The organism is Rhizobium sp. UBA1881 (assembly GCF_002338015.1).
In the GTDB taxonomy this organism is placed as follows: Bacteria; Pseudomonadota; Alphaproteobacteria; order Rhizobiales; family Rhizobiaceae; genus Rhizobium.
In genome coordinates, this window is the sequence record NZ_DDHH01000154.1 from 1 (window position 1) to 15746 (window position 15746).

Below are 15746 nucleotides of genomic sequence, written 5' to 3' on the forward strand. Positions count from 1 at the left end.
GTTGAGATTGCCGCGCGTCTTTGCTACACGGGCGCCAACATTCCCCTTTAGAACGCCAACATTCCTTACGAACGAAAGCAGGAAGCCATGATCCCGCGCTACTCCCGACCTGAAATGGTCGCCATCTGGTCGCCCGAAACCAAGTTCCGTATCTGGTTCGAGATCGAGGCTCATGCCTGCACCGCGCTCGCCGACCTCGGCGTCATCCCGCAGGAATCCGCGCGCACCATCTGGGAAAAGGGTTCGATCGCCGAATTCGACGTCGCCCGCATCGACGAGATCGAAGCCGTCACCAAGCACGACGTCATCGCCTTCCTGACCCACCTCGCGGAATTCATCGGCCCCGACAGCCGCTTCGTCCACCAGGGCATGACCTCTTCCGACGTGCTGGACACCACATTCAACATCCAGCTGGTGCGCGCAGCCGACCTTCTGCTTGCCGATATGGACCGCGTTCTTGCGGCGCTGAAGACCCGCGCCTTCGAGCACAAGGACACGGTTCGCATCGGCCGCAGCCACGGCATCCACGCCGAGCCGACCACGATGGGCCTGACCTTCGCCCGCTTCTACGCTGAAATGAAGCGCAACCGCGATCGTCTGGTCGCCGCCCGCGCCGAAGTCGCGACCGGCGCGATCTCGGGCGCCGTCGGCACGTTTGCCAATATCGACCCGAGCGTCGAGGAATATGTCTGCGAACAGCTCGGCCTTGCCGCCGAGCCGATCTCGACCCAGGTGATCCCGCGCGACCGCCACGCGATGTTCTTCGCCACCCTCGGCGTCATCGCCTCGTCGATCGAAAACGTCGCCATCGAAATCCGCCACATGCAGCGCACCGAAGTGCTCGAAGCCGAAGAGTTCTTCTCCCCTGGCCAGAAGGGCTCGTCGGCCATGCCGCACAAGCGCAACCCGGTGCTCACTGAAAACCTGACGGGTCTCGCCCGCCTCGTGCGCATGTCGGTTGTCCCGGCGATGGAAAATGTTGCTCTATGGCATGAGCGCGACATCAGCCATTCGAGCGTCGAGCGCGCCATCGGCCCAGACACGACGATCACGCTCGATTTCGCGCTGAACCGTCTGGCCGGCGTCATCGAGAAGCTGGTGATCTACCCTGAGAACATGCTGCGCAACATGAACCAGTTCAAGGGACTGGTCATGAGCCAGCGCGTGCTCCTGGCACTGACCCAGGCCGGCGTTTCGCGCGAGGACAGCTACCGTTTGGTCCAGCGCAATGCCATGAAGGTCTGGGAAAAGGGCGCCGACTTCCTTGAGGAACTGCTTGCCGACGCCGAAGTGCGCGCCGCACTGTCGGAAGAGGAAATCCGCGAGAAGTTCGACCTCGGCTACCACACCAAGCATGTCGACACGATCTTCAACCGGGTCTTCGCCAACAGCTGATCGACCTGATCAACTGTTCTGCGGCGCCTTTCGGGGCGCCGTTTTTCGTTTGTCCTTCTGCGAACGCGCGGCATCGATCTTCTTGCGCATAGCGGTTGCCGTCTTCGTGGATTTCGGCGAGGCATCGGCCGCCGCCTGCTTCTCCGCCTGCCCGCCCTTTGCAGCCTTGGCCACCAGCCGGTCCAGATGCTTCAGGTCGTCCTCGTCGAGGTTCTCGATGCCGATGAACCGGTTCTCCGCATGGCTGGTCAGTATCAACTCGTCGAGCTTCGCCTGGATGGCCCGCGTATCGCGCGTCTGGGCGTTCTGCAGCACGAACACCATGAGGAACGTGATGATCGTGGTGCCGGTGTTGATCACCAGCTGCCACGTCTCGGAATAATCGAAGAACGGCCCCGTCACGGCCCAGAGGATCACCAGGATCAATGCAAGGACGAAGGTCACGGGCTTGCCGGCCCATTCCGACGTCTTCGCCGAAAAGCGCATGAAGATATGCTGCGTGTCTGCCATGTTTGCCTCCCTCAAAGCTTGCACCAGTCAAACTCCGCGGGAGGCATTGGGTTCCTGAGTGAACCAGATGGCGATCAAACGATCGGCGGCGCCACCAGCTTGCGATAGAGGTGCCAGGTCGAATGGCCGAGGATCGGCATCACCAGCGCCAGCCCGACGAAGAGCGGGATGGTGGCGACGGCAAGCGACACGGCAACGATCAGCCCCCAGCACAGGACTGGAACCGGACTGGCGAACGTCGCCCGCAGCGACGTCTCCATGGCGGCCACGAGGCCGATGTCGCGGTCGAGCAGGATCGGGAAGGTGACGACGGTGGTCGCCAGCACGATCAGCGCAAAGCCGAACCCGATCAGATTGCCCCAGATGATCAGCTGCATGCCTTCTGTTGTGCCGAAGATCTCCGAGAAGAAGGCTGATATCGATCGCGGAAACACGTCGCTCAACACATTGAGATAGAGCGTCTGCGCCGCCACCAGCCAGACGACGAAGAAGGCAAACAGCATCAGCCCGCCGGTGACGATCGACGGAAAGGCCGGCGACCGCGTCACTTCCATCGCATGCCGCCAGGAACTGTCCATCCCTACCTCCCGCCGCCTGCTGATCTCGTAGAGACCGATGGCAGCCAGAGGCCCGATCAGGGCGAAGCCCGCGATCAGCGGAAAGATCATCGGCAGCAGGTTGGCGCTCGACGTGGCGACCGCGAGAAAAATGCCCGCGATCGGATACATCAGACACAGAAACACGTAATGCGATGGTTTTTCCCTGAAATCCATCATCCCGAGCCGGATGGCGTCGAAGACGTCGGCAAGGCCAATTTTGTTGATGACCGGGCGCGAATAGACATCGTCCGCGCCGGACATGACGTGGAATGCCGTCATGGCTTTCTCCTCCTCAGCCATTGAGGCCAGCGGCGAAAGCATCGGCGGTGCCGACATCGAACGCGACCGGCAATGCGCTAACATAACAAAAATTGGCCGAGCTGTCCTGCTTTCCCTTGACTTTATCGCCCCGCCTTCTCACATCGGCGGCACCATGAAAGCTTCAGACGCCGAAATCCTCATCATCCCCGGTTACACCAACTCCGGCCCCGACCACTGGCAGAGCCGCTGGGAGGCGAAACTCAGTACCGCGCGCCGCGTCGAGCAGGCGGAGTGGTCCAAGCCCGTGCGCGAGGATTGGGCAGCGCGGATTGCAGAGGAAGTCAACAAATCGACCCGCCCGGTGGTGCTTGTTGCCCACTCGCTCGGCGTGCCGTCGCTTCTGCATGCGATCCCGCAATTCGAGAAGCCGGTTGCCGGCGCCTTCCTGGTGGCGCCGCCCGATGTCACCAACCCCGATATCCGCCCGAAGCATCTGATGACCTTCGGCCCCTACCCGCGCGAGCCCTTGCCGTTTCCGAGCGTCACGGTCGCGAGCCGCAACGATCCCTTCGGCACCTACGAGCATGCCGACGAGATCGCCGCTAGCTGGGGCTCATTGCTTGTTGATGCGGGAGAGTCCGGCCACATCAACGCCGATTCCGGTCACGGCCCGTGGCCCGAGGGCACGATGGTCTTCGCGCAGTTCCTCAGCCGTCTGAAGGGTTAGGCCGCGCTCGCATTCCCACGCGGACAGACTCAGTCGCCCTCGCCGCGCACGAAAAACACGCTCGCGAACGCGGCGAGCACGACGCATTGCATGATGAACATTGGCCAATCCTGAGCCATGGCTTTTCCTCCATACCCATCATATAGGGCGGAAAACACCGAACAGCTATTTTGCCGGCGTTGTGACGCCGTGGCAAATGACATCGCCGCGATTGCTCCGCCGGATGCATGTGACCGAGAGCACGACTTTGGGAGCACTGGACAGCGCGATAAGTTTGCTCCGATATTAAGCTCGGCTTAATTTAATATAAGCAAATTGACACACGCCAGACGAGCGAGTGCGAGCATTGACCAAGAAGAGGCCTGATCAAGAGGTTGGTTCCACAAAGAGCGATGTGATTATCGCTTCAGCGGATGCATCCGATCGCGAGACCGACGCGCTGGTCGAGCGCGAAAGCCGTTGGAACTACGCACTCGTCGGCTCGGATCTCGGCGTATGGGATCACAATCTCAAGGCTGGAACGCGCTATTATTCCGAAACGTGGAAGACCATGCGCGGCATGGCGCCCGACGAAGAGGCGGATGGCGACTACGATGCCTGGATCGCGCTGATCCATCCCGACGACCGCGCCTTCGTCATCGAGGCGATCGACCGGCAGAATGCCGGCGATCCGAATTTTCGTGTCTTCGAATATCGCGAGCGACATAGGGACGGCCACTGGATCTGGATCGAATGCCGTGGCGCCTGCGTCGAGTGGGACGAAAACGGCGCCCCTGCCCGCCTCGTCGGCACTGATACCGACATCACCGCCCGCAAGGAGGCCGAAGAACGGCTTGCGCACATGTCGCGGCGGCTCGATCTTGCGCTCGACATTTCGGGGATCGGCGTGTTCGAATCCGATCTCGATGCCGGCACCGTCGAATGGGACGCGCGCCTCTTGTGGATCTACGGCATCACGAACCCGACACGCGCCTCGCAGGGCGACGTCTGGACCGAAACGCTGCATCCCGACGACCGGGACAGGGTGCAGGCGACGGTGGCGGAGAACATCGAGCGCCAGTCGGGCTTCCAGCACGAATTCAGGATCATCCGCGGCGACGGCGCCGAGCGCGTTATCCGCGCCAAGGCGGCCTTCTTCATCGACGGTAACGGCCACCGCAAGCTGATCGGCGCCAATTGGGACGTGACCGAGGAAGTGGCGCTCAACGCCGAGCTCCAGCGCGCCAAGGACCTCGCCGAGGCCCACAACCGCGAACTTGAGGCAGCCAAGGAGAGCATCGAGCATCTCGCCCTCCATGACTTTTTGACCGGGCTGCCGAACCGCCGCTATCTCGACCGCAAGCTTGAAGAATATTCGACAAGAGCAAGCACTACCGACGATACGCTCGCGGTGCTGCATATCGACCTCGATCGCTTCAAGCAGATCAACGACACGCTCGGCCACCGCGCCGGCGATGCCATGCTGAAGCACGCAGCCTCAGTGCTGACCGAGACCGTTCGGCCTGGCGATTTCGTGGCACGCATCGGCGGCGACGAGTTCGTGGTGCTCTGCGCGCTCGATGTCACGCCGAAAAAGATCTCCAACATGGCCGAGCGCATCGTGCGCGAGCTCAGCCGTCCGATCCGCTACGAGCATCACGAATGCCGCTTCGGCGCCAGCGTCGGTATCGCCACCGACAGCGGCCCGATGCTCGACGGCAAGCAACTCCTGCTCAACGCCGACATCGCGCTCTATCGCGCCAAGAGCGGCGGCAGGAACCGGCACGAATTCTTCTCCAAGGACGCCCGCCGCCAGGTGATCGCCAGCAAGCGATTGGCCGACGATATCCTGATCGGCCTTGAGCGGCGCGAATTCGTGCCCTTCTATCAGCCGCAGTTCGATGCCCGCACACTCGACGTGACCGGTGTCGAGACGCTCGCCCGCTGGCAACACCGCGAACATGGCCTGCTGGCCCCCGATCGCTTCCTCGACATCGCCGAGGACATCAACGTCGTGGCGACAATCGACGGCGTCATTCTCGAGCAGGCGCTGGTCGATCGCGCCGCCTGGGAGAGCGAAGGCATCGTCATTCCGAAGATCGCGGTCAATGTCTCCTCGCGGAGACTTGACGACCCGGCGCTCGGCAAGAAGCTGCGCGCGCTGAAGATCGTGCCTGGAACCATTGCGTTCGAGCTTCTGGAATCCATTTCGCTCGATGATTGCGACGACGCCGTCATCGCCAATCTCCGCCAGTTCCGCCGCCTCGGCATCGACATCGAGATCGACGACTTCGGCACCGGCCACGCCTCGATCGTCAGCCTGCTGAGGCTTAGCCCGAAGACGCTGAAGATCGATCGCGAACTGATCCGCATGCTGCCGACCTCGTCCGAGCAGCGCAAGCTCGTCCGCTCGATCATCGAGATCGGTCGCTCCCTGAGCATTCTGGTGACCGCAGAAGGCGTCGAGACCATGGAGCACGCCCGTATCCTGGGCGACCTCGGCTGCGACGTGCTGCAGGGCTATGCGCTGGCCCGCCCGATGCCGGCAATGCAGATCCCCTCCTTCGTACGCGCTGCCAGCTGGCGCCAGGCGGCCGCGGCCGCCCATACGCCGACGCCCCGCAAGCCGAGCAAGGCGACTGCCGCCAAATAAAACACTGCACAACCCCGGCATAAACCTACGGTCGTTTTGTTAAGCCGGGAAACGGGGTAGAATGGATTTCTTAGACATTCGATTCTCGCATCGGTGCTCCGGAAGACCGGAATCCGGGGAAGGAGTGACAGGCGGATTGTGAAACCCTCGCTTTTCCTTTATGGGGACGCCACGAGATCGATCCACTCGCGCTAATCCCAAGAGCGCCAACGACAAGAGAACAATCGCAATGAACCGTCGCCGCCGTATTTACGAGGGCAAGGCCAAGATTCTGTATGAGGGACCCGAGCCAGGCACGCTGATCCAGTTCTTCAAGGACGACGCCACCGCCTTCAACAAGAAGAAGCACGAAGTCATCGATGGCAAGGGCGTTCTGAACAACCGCATCTGCGAGTTCATCTTCAACCATCTGAACAAGATCGGCATTCCCACGCACTTCATCCGCCGCCTCAACATGCGCGAGCAGTTGATCCGCGAAGTCGAGATGATCCCGCTTGAGATCGTCGTGCGCAATGTCGCCGCCGGCTCGCTGGCCAAGCGCCTGGGCATAGAGGAAGGCGTGGTGCTGCCGCGCTCGATCATCGAGTTCTACTACAAGTCGGACGCGCTCGAAGACCCGATGGTCTCCGAAGAGCACATCACCGCCTTCGGCTGGGCCAATCCTGCTGAGCTCGACGACATCATGGCGCTGGCGATCCGCGTCAACGACTTCATGACCGGCCTGTTCTTGGGCGTCGGCATCCAGCTCGTCGACTTCAAGATCGAATGCGGCCGCCTCTATGAAGGCGACATGATGCGCATCATCCTCGCCGACGAAATCTCGCCGGACAGCTGCCGTCTCTGGGACATCGACACCCAGGAAAAGATGGACAAGGACCGATTCCGTCGCGACATGGGTGGCCTTCTCGAAGCCTATTCGGAAGTGGCGCGCCGCCTCGGCATCATCAACGAGAACGAGCCTGTGCGCGGCACCGGTCCGGTTCTCGTCAAGTAACACAACGGCTAAGCAAGACATTCGCTAAAAAGGCAGGGAAGACAAAGTGATCAAGGCTCGTGTAACCGTCACGCTGAAAAACGGCGTTCTCGATCCGCAGGGCAAGGCCATCGAAGGCGCGCTCGGCGCTCTCGGCTTCGACGGCGTCGGCCATGTCCGCCAGGGCAAGGTATTCGATGTCGAAGTCGAAGGCACCGACAAGGCCAAGGCTGAGGGCGACATCAAGGCCATGTGCGAAAAACTCCTCGCCAACACCGTTATCGAGAACTATACTATTTCTCTCGACTAGTGGTTGCAGAGATTGTCCGATGGCTGAAATCAGCAGTGAACTCGTGTATGAACTTCTGAAGCGCGTGCATGCAGACATTGCTGAGCTGAAATTCGGCCAGCGCGGATTGAAGGAAGAGATGAACGCGATGCGCGGAACGATGGTGTCCATGCATCACGACATCCACAACATCTACAGCGTGCTCGACCGTCACGACCAACGTCTCGAACGCATTGAAAACCGTCTCGAACTTCGAGAACTCGCACAAGCACAAGCAAGGTTTGAACCACACCCATGAAATCCGCCGTCGTTCAGCTTCCGGGCCTCAATCGCGATCGTGACATGATCGCCGCTCTCACCAAGATCTCCGGCCAGGCGCCGGTGACGATCTGGCAGACGGAGACCGATATCCCCGATGTCGATCTGATCGTCATCCCGGGCGGTTTCTCCTATGGCGACTATCTGCGCTGCGGCGCGATCGCCGCGCGCATGCCAGTCATGCAGGCGATCATCGAGAAGGCCAACAAGGGTGTGAAGGTTCTGGGCGTCTGCAACGGCTTCCAGATCCTGGTCGAATCCGGCCTGCTGCCGGGCGCGCTGATGCGCAATTCCTCGCTGAAGTTCGTCTGCCGCGAGATCAAGCTCGAAGTGGCCAATGCCGAGACGGATTTCACCCGCGCTTATGCCAAGGGCCAGGTCATCCGCTGCCCGGTCGCCCATCACGACGGCAACTACTTCGCCGACGCCGAGACGCTGGCGAAGATCGAGGGCAACGGCCAGGTGGTCTTCCGTTACGCCGAGGGCACCAACCCGAACGGCTCGCTGAACGACATCGCAGCCGTCATGAACGGGGGCGGCAACGTGCTCGGCATGATGCCGCATCCGGAAAACCTGATCGAAGCAGCCCACGGCGGCTCCGACGGCCGGGCGTTGTTCGCTTCCGCGCTCGACGTAATCGCTGCTTAACCTTAAACGGATATGAGGCCATTCATCCGGTCCACTGGAGCAAGATCGATGCGCCCTCACCTTCCCCTGACACATGTCCTCGCCATTGCCGCGACCGCGGCACTGGTTGCGTCGTGCCAATCCAAGACACCGGCGCCCAGCCAGGACCGTAGCGCGCTGTCGACCATGGAACGCGTGGCGGTAGCCGCCAACAATTGCTGGTTCAAGTCGGGCGACGCGGCGTTTGCCGCCTACAAGCTGGCGCCGGAGCTCAACTCCTTCTCCGGCCGCCCGCGCATTCTGGTCGTCCACAAGGGCAGCCCGGAAAGCCGGCCGTTGCTGGTCGTCCAGGCGGAAGGCAACCCTTCCAAGCTCGACGCCTTTGGTCCGATGATGGATAGCCCGGCACGCCCGCGCATCGCCGGCGACGTCACGCGCTGGGCCGGCGGCAACAAGAGCTGCAGCTAAGCCGCCGATAGCGCGACCAAGCCTCAATCCCAGAAGAACGACTTGCCGACTTCCTTGCCGGCATCGGCCCTGCTGATGCCGATGTCGAGGAGCTCCGTATCCGTGAGATCCCGGAGCACGCGCCGGCTGGCCCGCTTCTGCTGCCAGAGCGCGAACTTGCCCCAAACGCGACCAAGAGTGGCCCACACGTCGTGCCGATTGAACCTCGGCGTATCGCGGAATTGTTCCGCCTGGTGGAGCCGATTGTCTCTCCTGAAGTCAGGCACTACTGACATGTCACTATCCGATCGCTGATTGTATGCGTTCACCCTGATAGACTTGACATACAGAGGGTGACAATCTAGGAAATTGTCATCATGACAAATTGGCTCCCTGATCTCTCGCGCGGTTCCGGTCCCGTTTATCTGCGTCTTGCGGACAATATCGAATCCGCTATCGCCAGCGGTGCACTGCCCGCAGGCAGCAAGCTGCCGCCGCAGCGCAATCTCGCGTATGATATCGGCGTGACAATCGGCACAATCGGCCGCGCCTACGCGCTGGTGCACGAGCGTGGCCTGGTGGCGGGCGAAGTTGGACGCGGGACTTACGTGCTGGACCGGGCGGAGACGGCGCCGGGCAATCAGCCCGATCCGCTGACGATCGCGCTCGGCGGCACCAGGACAATCGACGCGCCATCAGGAAAGATCCGCTTCGACACGACGGCGGCTCCCGATCTTGGCCAGGGCAAAGCCATCGGCCGCATCCTTGCCGATATCGGCGAGCAGCAGCTTGCCGAAATCTCCTCCTATTCGCGCGTCTTCCCGAAGAACTGGTATGAGGCGGGGCGCCGTTGGCTGTCACGCAACGACTGGGCGCCCGACACTGAAAACATCGTGCCCACGCTCGGCGCGCACGCGGCCGCCATCGCGGTCATCTCGGCCATATCATCGCCCGGTGACAAGATCGTCTTCGAGAACCTCAGCTATACGCAGGTGAGCCGCAGCGCCCGCATCCTTGGCCGGCGCACCATCACCGTCGATTCCGACGAGCATGGCGTCATTCCCGATGATTTCGAGCGCCTCTGCTCGCAGCAGCACCCTAAGCTCGCCTTCCTGATGCCGACGGCCCACAACCCGACGCTATCAACCATGCCGCATGAGCGGCGCGCCAAGATCGCCGAAATCGCGCGGCGGCATGGGGTCTGGCTGATTGAGGACGATCTCTATGGCGGCATGACGGGCGACGAAAACCCGTTGCTGGCCTCGCTGGCGCCCGATCGCACCTTCCTCATCAGCGGACTCTCGAAATCGGTGGCCGCGGGCATCCGTGGCGGCTGGGTCGCCTGCCCGCCGCATTTCGCCCAGCGCATCAAGGTCACCCACAAGATGATCACCGGCGGCCTGCCCTTCATTCTGGCTGAAGCCTGCGCCCGTCTTGTCGAAAGCGGCGAGGCGCATGAGATCCGCGAGGCCTGCATCACGGAGCTTTCAGGGCGCGAGCGACTGGCGCGCGAGACGCTGCAGGGCTTCGACTTTGTCTCGCACCCGCATGTGCCGTTCATCTGGCTAAAACTTCCCGATCCCTGGCTCTCCGGCACCTTCAAGAACGCCGCCTTCCGCGATGGCGTGCTGATCGACGACGAAGACGAGTTCAAGGCGGCCCGGACCGACAAGGTCTATCACCGCGTGCGCATCAGCTTCTCCTCCCCCAAGGATAGAGGGGAAATGGTTGCAGGTTTGATGACAGTTCGACGCCTGCTTGAAAGCGGCGGCGCCGGATACGACGGCGAGGTCTGAAGCTGTTGCAGATCAGCCGCACCCGTTAAAATCTAGGGCTTTCAGCGCCTGTCTGCTTTACCGAATCGATTTGCATGCTACCAATTAGGGTGACGACGGCGATCTGCGCCGGCACCAAAGGCGGCGCATGATAATGAACAGCATGGCATCGGCATCGACCGGTCGCGGATTACTTCTCGCGGCTCTCCTTGCAAACATCTCGCTCCTGCCGGTCTCGGCCCATGCGGATGAAAAGATCTTCGACGAATTGCGCTTTGGCGCCTCGGCGTCGATACAGGGCGGCCACAGCCACGAAGATGGCGTTTTCCCTGAAGTCACGGTCTTCTTCGACCCGTTCGGCCAGGATACGGCAACGGACTGGAAGCAGACGCTGGCGCGTCCGCGCCTGAACCTCGGCACCTCGATCGGCACCTCGGGCGAAGCGACGCAGATCTTTGGCGGTCTCGCCTGGACGGTCAATTTCAATGAGAAGGTCTTCGCCGAAGCCGGTTTCGGTGGCGTCTGGCACAATGGCGATCTCGACAACAGCGCCGATGGTCCCGATCTCGGTTGTCGCTTCCTCTTCCACGAATATGTCGGCGCCGGTTATCGCTTCGACGCGCACTGGAATGTCATGGCGCAAGTCGCCCATTCCTCGCACGCAAATCTCTGCGACGGACCGAACAACGGTATGACGCGCGCCGGTATCCAGCTCGGCTACAAGTTCTAAACTTCCCGATATTGAACTCCGAAGCCCGCTCTCTGTGAACAGCGGGCTTTTTTCTGTCGCGCGCCGCACCCACTTAGGCTAAAGACACCGAAATCGCGCAACGGCAGGGACTTCGCAGAGCTCATGACCATTTCCAATACCCGCCCGATCACTCCAGAATTGATCGCCGCCCACGGCTTGAAGCCGGACGAATACCAGCGGATTCTGGATCTGATCGGCAGGGAGCCAACCTTCACCGAGCTCGGCATCTTCTCGGCCATGTGGAACGAGCACTGCTCCTACAAATCCTCCAAGAAGTGGCTCCGCACGCTGCCGACCAAGGGGCCGCGCGTTATCCAGGGCCCGGGCGAAAACGCCGGTGTCGTCGATATCGATGACGGCGACGTCGTCGTCTTCAAGATGGAGAGCCACAACCACCCGTCCTACATCGAGCCCTACCAGGGCGCCGCGACCGGCGTCGGCGGCATTCTGCGCGACGTCTTCACCATGGGCGCCCGCCCGATCGCCGCCATGAACGCCCTGCGTTTCGGCTCCCCTGATCATCCGAAGACGAAGCATCTCGTGTCCGGCGTCGTCTCCGGCGTTGGCGGCTACGGCAATTCCTTCGGCGTTCCGACGGTCGGCGGCGAAGTCGAGTTCGACGCGCGCTATAACGGCAACATCCTGGTCAACGCATTTGCGGCCGGCCTTGCCAAGTCCGATGGCATCTTCCTCTCCGAAGCCAAGGGCGTCGGCCTGCCCGTCGTCTATCTCGGTGCCAAGACCGGCCGTGATGGCGTCGGCGGCGCGACCATGGCATCGGCCGAATTCGACGAATCGATCGAAGAGAAGCGCCCGACCGTTCAGGTCGGCGACCCCTTCACCGAAAAGTGCCTGCTCGAAGCCTGCCTTGAGCTGATGCAGACCGGCGCCGTCATCGCCATCCAGGACATGGGCGCGGCTGGCCTCACCTGCTCGGCTGTCGAAATGGGCGCCAAGGGCGATCTCGGCATCCTGCTCGACCTCGACACCGTTCCGGTGCGCGAGGACCAGATGACCGCTTACGAGATGATGCTGTCGGAAAGCCAGGAGCGCATGCTCATGGTTCTCGAGCCCGCCAAGGAAGAAGTGGCCAAGGCGATCTTCGTCAAGTGGGGCCTCGATTTCGCGATCGTCGGCAAGACCACGGATGACCTGCGCTTCCGCGTCATGCACCAGGGCGTTGAAGTCGCCGACCTGCCGATCAAGGATCTTGGCGATCAGGCACCGGAATATGACCGCCCCTGGCGCGAGGCCGACAAGCGCGCACCGCTCCCTGCCAATCTGGTGGCAGCCCCCGAGGATTACGGCCAAACGCTGATCCAGCTCGTCGGCTCGCCGAATGAATCCAGCCGCCGCTGGGTCTACGAACAGTATGACACGCTGATCCAGGGCAACTCGCTGCAGCTGCCGGGTGGCGATGCCGGCGTCGTGCGCGTCGACACGCATCCGACCAAGGCGCTTGCCTTCTCCTCCGACGTGACGCCGCGCTATGTCGAGGCCGATCCGTTCGAGGGCGGCAAGCAGGCTGTGGCCGAATGCTGGCGCAACATCACCGCGACCGGCGCCGAGCCGCTGGCGGCGACCGACAACCTCAACTTCGGCAACCCGGAAAAGCCCGAGATTATGGGCCAGCTGGTGCAGGCCGTGAAGGGCATCGGCGAAGCTTGCCGCGCGCTCGACTTCCCGATCGTATCTGGCAACGTCTCGCTCTATAACGAGACCAACGGCGTCGCGATCCTCCCGACCCCCACCATCGCCGGCGTCGGCCTGCTTGGTGACTGGAAGAAGATGGCGCGCATCGGCAGCGCATCCGATGGTGACAAGGTCATCATGATCGGCCTCGACGGCAGCCATCTCGGCTCCTCGATCTACCTGCGCGATATTCTCGGCAGCACCGACGGCCCGCCGCCGGAAGTCGATCTCTTCGCCGAACGCCGTAACGGCAACTTCGTCCGCTCCGTCATTCGCAACGGCCAGGCAACCGCCTGCCACGACATTTCCTCGGGCGGCCTGGCGCTTGCTCTGGCGGAAATGGCGATGTCCTCGGGCAAGGGCCTGAACATCAGCCTCAGCGAAGGTCGCGGCGAAACCCACGGGCTCCTCTTCGGTGAGGACCAGGCGCGCTACGTTCTGACCGTTCCGGCCGATGTCGCCAGCTTCGTCTGCGCCAACGCGGAAGGTGCGGGCGTTCCGTTCCGCCGCCTCGGCACGGTCGAAGGCGACGCGCTTGTCGTCGACGATCTGCTGTCGCTGCCGATTCAGCAATTGCGCCACGCCCATGAATCATGGTTCCCTGAATTCATGGATGGCAGCGGCACGCTCGCTGCCGCGGAATGATGCGCAAGGAGTAATCGACCATGGCCATGAAACCCGGTGACATCGAAGACATGATCAAGGCCGGCATCCCCGGCGCAAAGGTGGTCATCCGTGATCTGGCCGGCGACGGCGATCACTACGCCGCCGAAGTCGTAGCCGAAGCCTTCCGCGGCAAGAGCCGCGTGCAGCAGCACAAGATGGTCTACGACGCGCTGAAGGGCAACATGGGCGGCGTCCTGCACGCGCTGGCGCTGCAGACCTCGGCGCCGGAATAAGGCCTGCCGTCATAGCCTGTTAAAAAATGCCCGGTTCCGCCGGGCATTTTTGTTTCTCATTCTTCCGTGAACGCGTGCCGTCAATTCAATCGTCCCTCGACTGCCTACGGCGGCACGTCTCCACTCTCGACTCCACATCCCAATCGTCTTCAATCGGCCAATCGCCGGTCGCTCGCCACGCGTTGTCGGCGCCGCGCGGCTGAAACGAGACGATCCGGATGACATCTATGATCAGACTATAGACTTCGCTCCACACGGTCTTTCCTCGCGGGTTTGATCGCGATGGCCATTGAATTCCGGTTGCCCAAGGTCTTCAAACGAGCTTATCGTCCACTTCGCATGACTTGAGGTTATCCATGAAACGTGGTCGCCTACCTTTGACCGCCCTACGCAGTTTCGAGGTCGCGGCGCGTCTGCGGAGCTTCACCCGGGCGGCCGACGAACTGCTGATTTCACAGTCCGCGGTTAGCCGGCAGGTGCGCGAACTGGAGCGGCAGCTTGGCCAACCGCTGTTCGAGCGGCACCACCGTATGGTCGCTCTCACCGGCTCGGGCGAGACGTTGCTGGCCATCCTTACAGCGAGTTTCGATGCGATCGGCACATCTCTCGACCGCCTGAAGGCCAACAAGCCCGCTTCGTTATTGTCGATCAGCGTCGAACCGTCCTTCGCGGCGGGCTGGCTGGCACCGCGCCTAGCCTCATTTCGTCACTTGCAACCCGATATCGACCTGTTGCTTGACGTGGACCCGCGCCCGGTCGAATTCAGGGCCGGCCGCGTGGAGATCGCCCTTCGCCACAGCGCGACGAGAACGGAGTGGCCGAGGGTGGAATGCCAATGGCTCGCCGACGTGACAATGATCCCCGTGATCGCGCCCAATCTGCTGAGTGCGCGCGGCCCCGTGACCAAGCCGACGGATCTGCTGCAATTCCCGTTGCTTCATGAAGACGATCGAGACCTTTGGCATCGCTGGTTTACGGCCGCCGGTGCACAGGCCGGCGAAACGCGCGGCTCGGTCTATCCCGATGGCGCGCTCATCCTGCAAGCGACGCTGCGCGGAGAGGGTATCGCATTGATGGACAGGATGTTTATCCGCGATGAACTCATGGCGGGAGAACTTGTGCAGCTCTTCGATACCACCATTCCGCATGGCGCATACTGGCTTGTCGCCAGGAGCTTCGAGGATCTCTCGCCTCAGGCCTCTGTCTTCGTGGATTGGCTTAAAACCTCCGTAAATTCTCAGGAGGCTTCAAAAGGCGATGGCCAGGCGTAACGCTTCGGCAACAGCGGGAACATCAGACCGATAGGGCCCTCCTTTTTTTGTTCCCACCTGCTGGAATTCCGGTCGTCACATGCTATCTAAGCTTAACGATTGAAACGGCGGGCCTTTAACTCGCCTGTTGAAAGGATTAAGTCCCATGAGCGGCATCAACGAATTCATCGACAACGAAATCAAGACCAACGACGTCGTCCTCTTCATGAAGGGCACGCCGCAGTTTCCCCAGTGTGGTTTCTCCGGCCAGGTCGTGCAGATTCTCGATTACATCGGCGTCGACTACAAGAGCGTCAACGTGCTCGCTGATTCGGAAATCCGCCAGGGCATCAAGGATTACTCCAACTGGCCGACCATTCCCCAGCTCTACGTCAAGGGTGAATTCATCGGCGGCTGCGACATCGTCAAGGAAATGTTCCAGGCTGGCGAATTGCAGCAGCACTTCCAGGAAAACGGCGTAACCGTTCGCGGCGCTGCTTGACCTGACCGGTCACCGGGCGTCCGCCCGGTTTCCATTTCTGTATTTTGAGTCCGAGGCGCTGTGCTGAACAGCGCCTTGGCCTGTTTTTGGGAATTACAT

General features: G+C 61.7%; 17 protein-coding genes. 14 read left to right on the forward strand and 3 right to left on the reverse strand.

Annotation, left to right across the window (positions count from 1 at the left end; translation table 11 throughout):
• The first annotated feature begins 87 nt into the window (after positions 1-87).
• The gene (gene purB / locus B3605_RS18695) at positions 88-1395 is read left to right on the forward strand and encodes an adenylosuccinate lyase (RefSeq protein ID WP_112941602.1); all 1308 of its coding nucleotides are present in this window, start codon (positions 88-90) and stop codon (positions 1393-1395) included.
• Between the two features lie 9 nt (positions 1396-1404).
• On the opposite strand, the gene B3605_RS18700 is transcribed toward purB, so the two are convergent.
• Both B3605_RS18700 and B3605_RS18705 read right to left on the reverse strand, forming a co-directional pair.
• Entirely contained in the window at positions 1405-1905 is a 501-nt protein-coding gene (locus B3605_RS18700) for a low affinity iron permease family protein (RefSeq protein WP_112941603.1), read from the reverse strand.
• Positions 1906-1979: 74 nt separating this feature from the next.
• Positions 1980-2783 (reverse strand): DUF2189 domain-containing protein, encoded by an 804-nt coding sequence (locus B3605_RS18705; RefSeq protein ID WP_112941604.1) that lies wholly within the window; start codon positions 2781-2783, stop codon positions 1980-1982.
• Between the two features lie 154 nt (positions 2784-2937).
• Here B3605_RS18705 and B3605_RS18710 point away from each other — a divergent pair, with 154 nt between their 5' ends.
• The 7 genes from B3605_RS18710 (at position 2938) to B3605_RS18740 (ending at position 8799) form a co-directional block, all read left to right on the forward strand.
• Positions 2938-3492: an RBBP9/YdeN family alpha/beta hydrolase gene (locus B3605_RS18710; protein ID WP_026283685.1), complete on the forward strand. Its 555-nt coding sequence runs from the start codon at positions 2938-2940 to the stop codon at positions 3490-3492.
• A 394-nt stretch (positions 3493-3886) separates the two neighbouring features.
• A complete protein-coding gene (locus B3605_RS18715; protein WP_296435496.1) occupies positions 3887-6124 on the forward strand; it encodes a putative bifunctional diguanylate cyclase/phosphodiesterase in 2238 nt (745 codons plus the stop codon).
• A 229-nt stretch (positions 6125-6353) separates the two neighbouring features.
• Positions 6354-7118 (forward strand): phosphoribosylaminoimidazolesuccinocarboxamide synthase, encoded by a 765-nt coding sequence (gene purC / locus B3605_RS18720; RefSeq protein ID WP_018902208.1) that lies wholly within the window; start codon positions 6354-6356, stop codon positions 7116-7118.
• 46 nt (positions 7119-7164) lie between these two features.
• The gene (purS, locus tag B3605_RS18725; RefSeq protein WP_018902207.1) at positions 7165-7407 is read left to right on the forward strand and encodes a phosphoribosylformylglycinamidine synthase subunit PurS; all 243 of its coding nucleotides are present in this window, start codon (positions 7165-7167) and stop codon (positions 7405-7407) included.
• 19 nt (positions 7408-7426) lie between these two features.
• Positions 7427-7684, forward strand: a complete 258-nt coding sequence (locus B3605_RS18730; protein ID WP_296435497.1) for a hypothetical protein — start codon at positions 7427-7429, stop codon at positions 7682-7684.
• Positions 7681-8352 (forward strand): phosphoribosylformylglycinamidine synthase subunit PurQ, encoded by a 672-nt coding sequence (gene purQ / locus B3605_RS18735; protein WP_112941607.1) that lies wholly within the window; start codon positions 7681-7683, stop codon positions 8350-8352. The genes B3605_RS18730 and purQ overlap by 4 nt, the downstream gene beginning before the upstream one ends.
• 48 nt (positions 8353-8400) lie before the next feature.
• Positions 8401-8799 carry a hypothetical protein gene (locus B3605_RS18740; RefSeq protein ID WP_112941608.1) on the forward strand — a complete coding sequence of 133 codons (399 nt, stop codon included), beginning with the start codon at positions 8401-8403 and terminating at the stop codon, positions 8797-8799.
• Positions 8800-8822: 23 nt separating this feature from the next.
• On the opposite strand, the gene B3605_RS18745 is transcribed toward B3605_RS18740, so the two are convergent.
• Positions 8823-9074 carry a DUF1127 domain-containing protein gene (locus B3605_RS18745; protein ID WP_112941609.1) on the reverse strand — a complete coding sequence of 84 codons (252 nt, stop codon included), beginning with the start codon at positions 9072-9074 and terminating at the stop codon, positions 8823-8825.
• Between the two features lie 81 nt (positions 9075-9155).
• On the opposite strand from B3605_RS18745, the gene B3605_RS18750 reads away from it, so the two are divergent.
• From B3605_RS18750 to grxD, 6 genes are all read left to right on the forward strand, one after another.
• Positions 9156-10574: a PLP-dependent aminotransferase family protein gene (locus B3605_RS18750; protein ID WP_112941610.1), complete on the forward strand. Its 1419-nt coding sequence runs from the start codon at positions 9156-9158 to the stop codon at positions 10572-10574.
• Positions 10575-10716: 142 nt separating this feature from the next.
• Positions 10717-11283 carry an acyloxyacyl hydrolase gene (locus tag B3605_RS18755; protein ID WP_112941899.1) on the forward strand — a complete coding sequence of 189 codons (567 nt, stop codon included), beginning with the start codon at positions 10717-10719 and terminating at the stop codon, positions 11281-11283.
• 123 nt (positions 11284-11406) lie between these two features.
• Complete coding sequence (gene purL / locus B3605_RS18760; protein ID WP_112941611.1) at positions 11407-13641, forward strand: phosphoribosylformylglycinamidine synthase subunit PurL; 2235 nt, start codon at positions 11407-11409, stop codon at positions 13639-13641.
• Positions 13642-13661: 20 nt separating this feature from the next.
• Positions 13662-13895 (forward strand): BolA/IbaG family iron-sulfur metabolism protein, encoded by a 234-nt coding sequence (locus tag B3605_RS18765; RefSeq protein ID WP_018902199.1) that lies wholly within the window; start codon positions 13662-13664, stop codon positions 13893-13895.
• 356 nt (positions 13896-14251) lie between these two features.
• Positions 14252-15166, forward strand: coding sequence for a LysR substrate-binding domain-containing protein (locus tag B3605_RS18770; protein WP_112941612.1), 915 nt, complete (start codon positions 14252-14254; stop codon positions 15164-15166).
• A gap of 145 nt (positions 15167-15311) precedes the next feature.
• Positions 15312-15647, forward strand: coding sequence for a Grx4 family monothiol glutaredoxin (gene grxD / locus B3605_RS18775; RefSeq protein WP_018902196.1), 336 nt, complete (start codon positions 15312-15314; stop codon positions 15645-15647).
• Positions 15648-15746 lie beyond the last annotated feature (99 nt).

Bases quoted from the DNA above. Each gene is read 5' to 3' on its own strand.
- purB (WP_112941602.1), top strand. From the start codon at position 88: ATGATCCCGCGCTACTCCCGACCTGAAATGGTCGCCATCTGGTCGCCC.
- B3605_RS18700 (WP_112941603.1), bottom strand. From the start codon at position 1,905: ATGGCAGACACGCAGCATATCTTCATGCGCTTTTCGGCGAAGACGTCG.
- B3605_RS18705 (WP_112941604.1), bottom strand. From the start codon at position 2,783: ATGACGGCATTCCACGTCATGTCCGGCGCGGACGATGTCTATTCGCGC.
- B3605_RS18710 (WP_026283685.1), top strand. From the start codon at position 2,938: ATGAAAGCTTCAGACGCCGAAATCCTCATCATCCCCGGTTACACCAAC.
- purC (WP_018902208.1), top strand. From the start codon at position 6,354: ATGAACCGTCGCCGCCGTATTTACGAGGGCAAGGCCAAGATTCTGTAT.
- B3605_RS18730 (WP_296435497.1), top strand. From the start codon at position 7,427: ATGGCTGAAATCAGCAGTGAACTCGTGTATGAACTTCTGAAGCGCGTG.
- purQ (WP_112941607.1), top strand. From the start codon at position 7,681: ATGAAATCCGCCGTCGTTCAGCTTCCGGGCCTCAATCGCGATCGTGAC.
- B3605_RS18740 (WP_112941608.1), top strand. From the start codon at position 8,401: ATGCGCCCTCACCTTCCCCTGACACATGTCCTCGCCATTGCCGCGACC.
- B3605_RS18745 (WP_112941609.1), bottom strand. From the start codon at position 9,074: ATGTCAGTAGTGCCTGACTTCAGGAGAGACAATCGGCTCCACCAGGCG.
- B3605_RS18750 (WP_112941610.1), top strand. From the start codon at position 9,156: ATGACAAATTGGCTCCCTGATCTCTCGCGCGGTTCCGGTCCCGTTTAT.
- B3605_RS18755 (WP_112941899.1), top strand. From the start codon at position 10,717: ATGGCATCGGCATCGACCGGTCGCGGATTACTTCTCGCGGCTCTCCTT.
- purL (WP_112941611.1), top strand. From the start codon at position 11,407: ATGACCATTTCCAATACCCGCCCGATCACTCCAGAATTGATCGCCGCC.
- B3605_RS18765 (WP_018902199.1), top strand. From the start codon at position 13,662: ATGGCCATGAAACCCGGTGACATCGAAGACATGATCAAGGCCGGCATC.
- B3605_RS18770 (WP_112941612.1), top strand. From the start codon at position 14,252: ATGAAACGTGGTCGCCTACCTTTGACCGCCCTACGCAGTTTCGAGGTC.
- grxD (WP_018902196.1), top strand. From the start codon at position 15,312: ATGAGCGGCATCAACGAATTCATCGACAACGAAATCAAGACCAACGAC.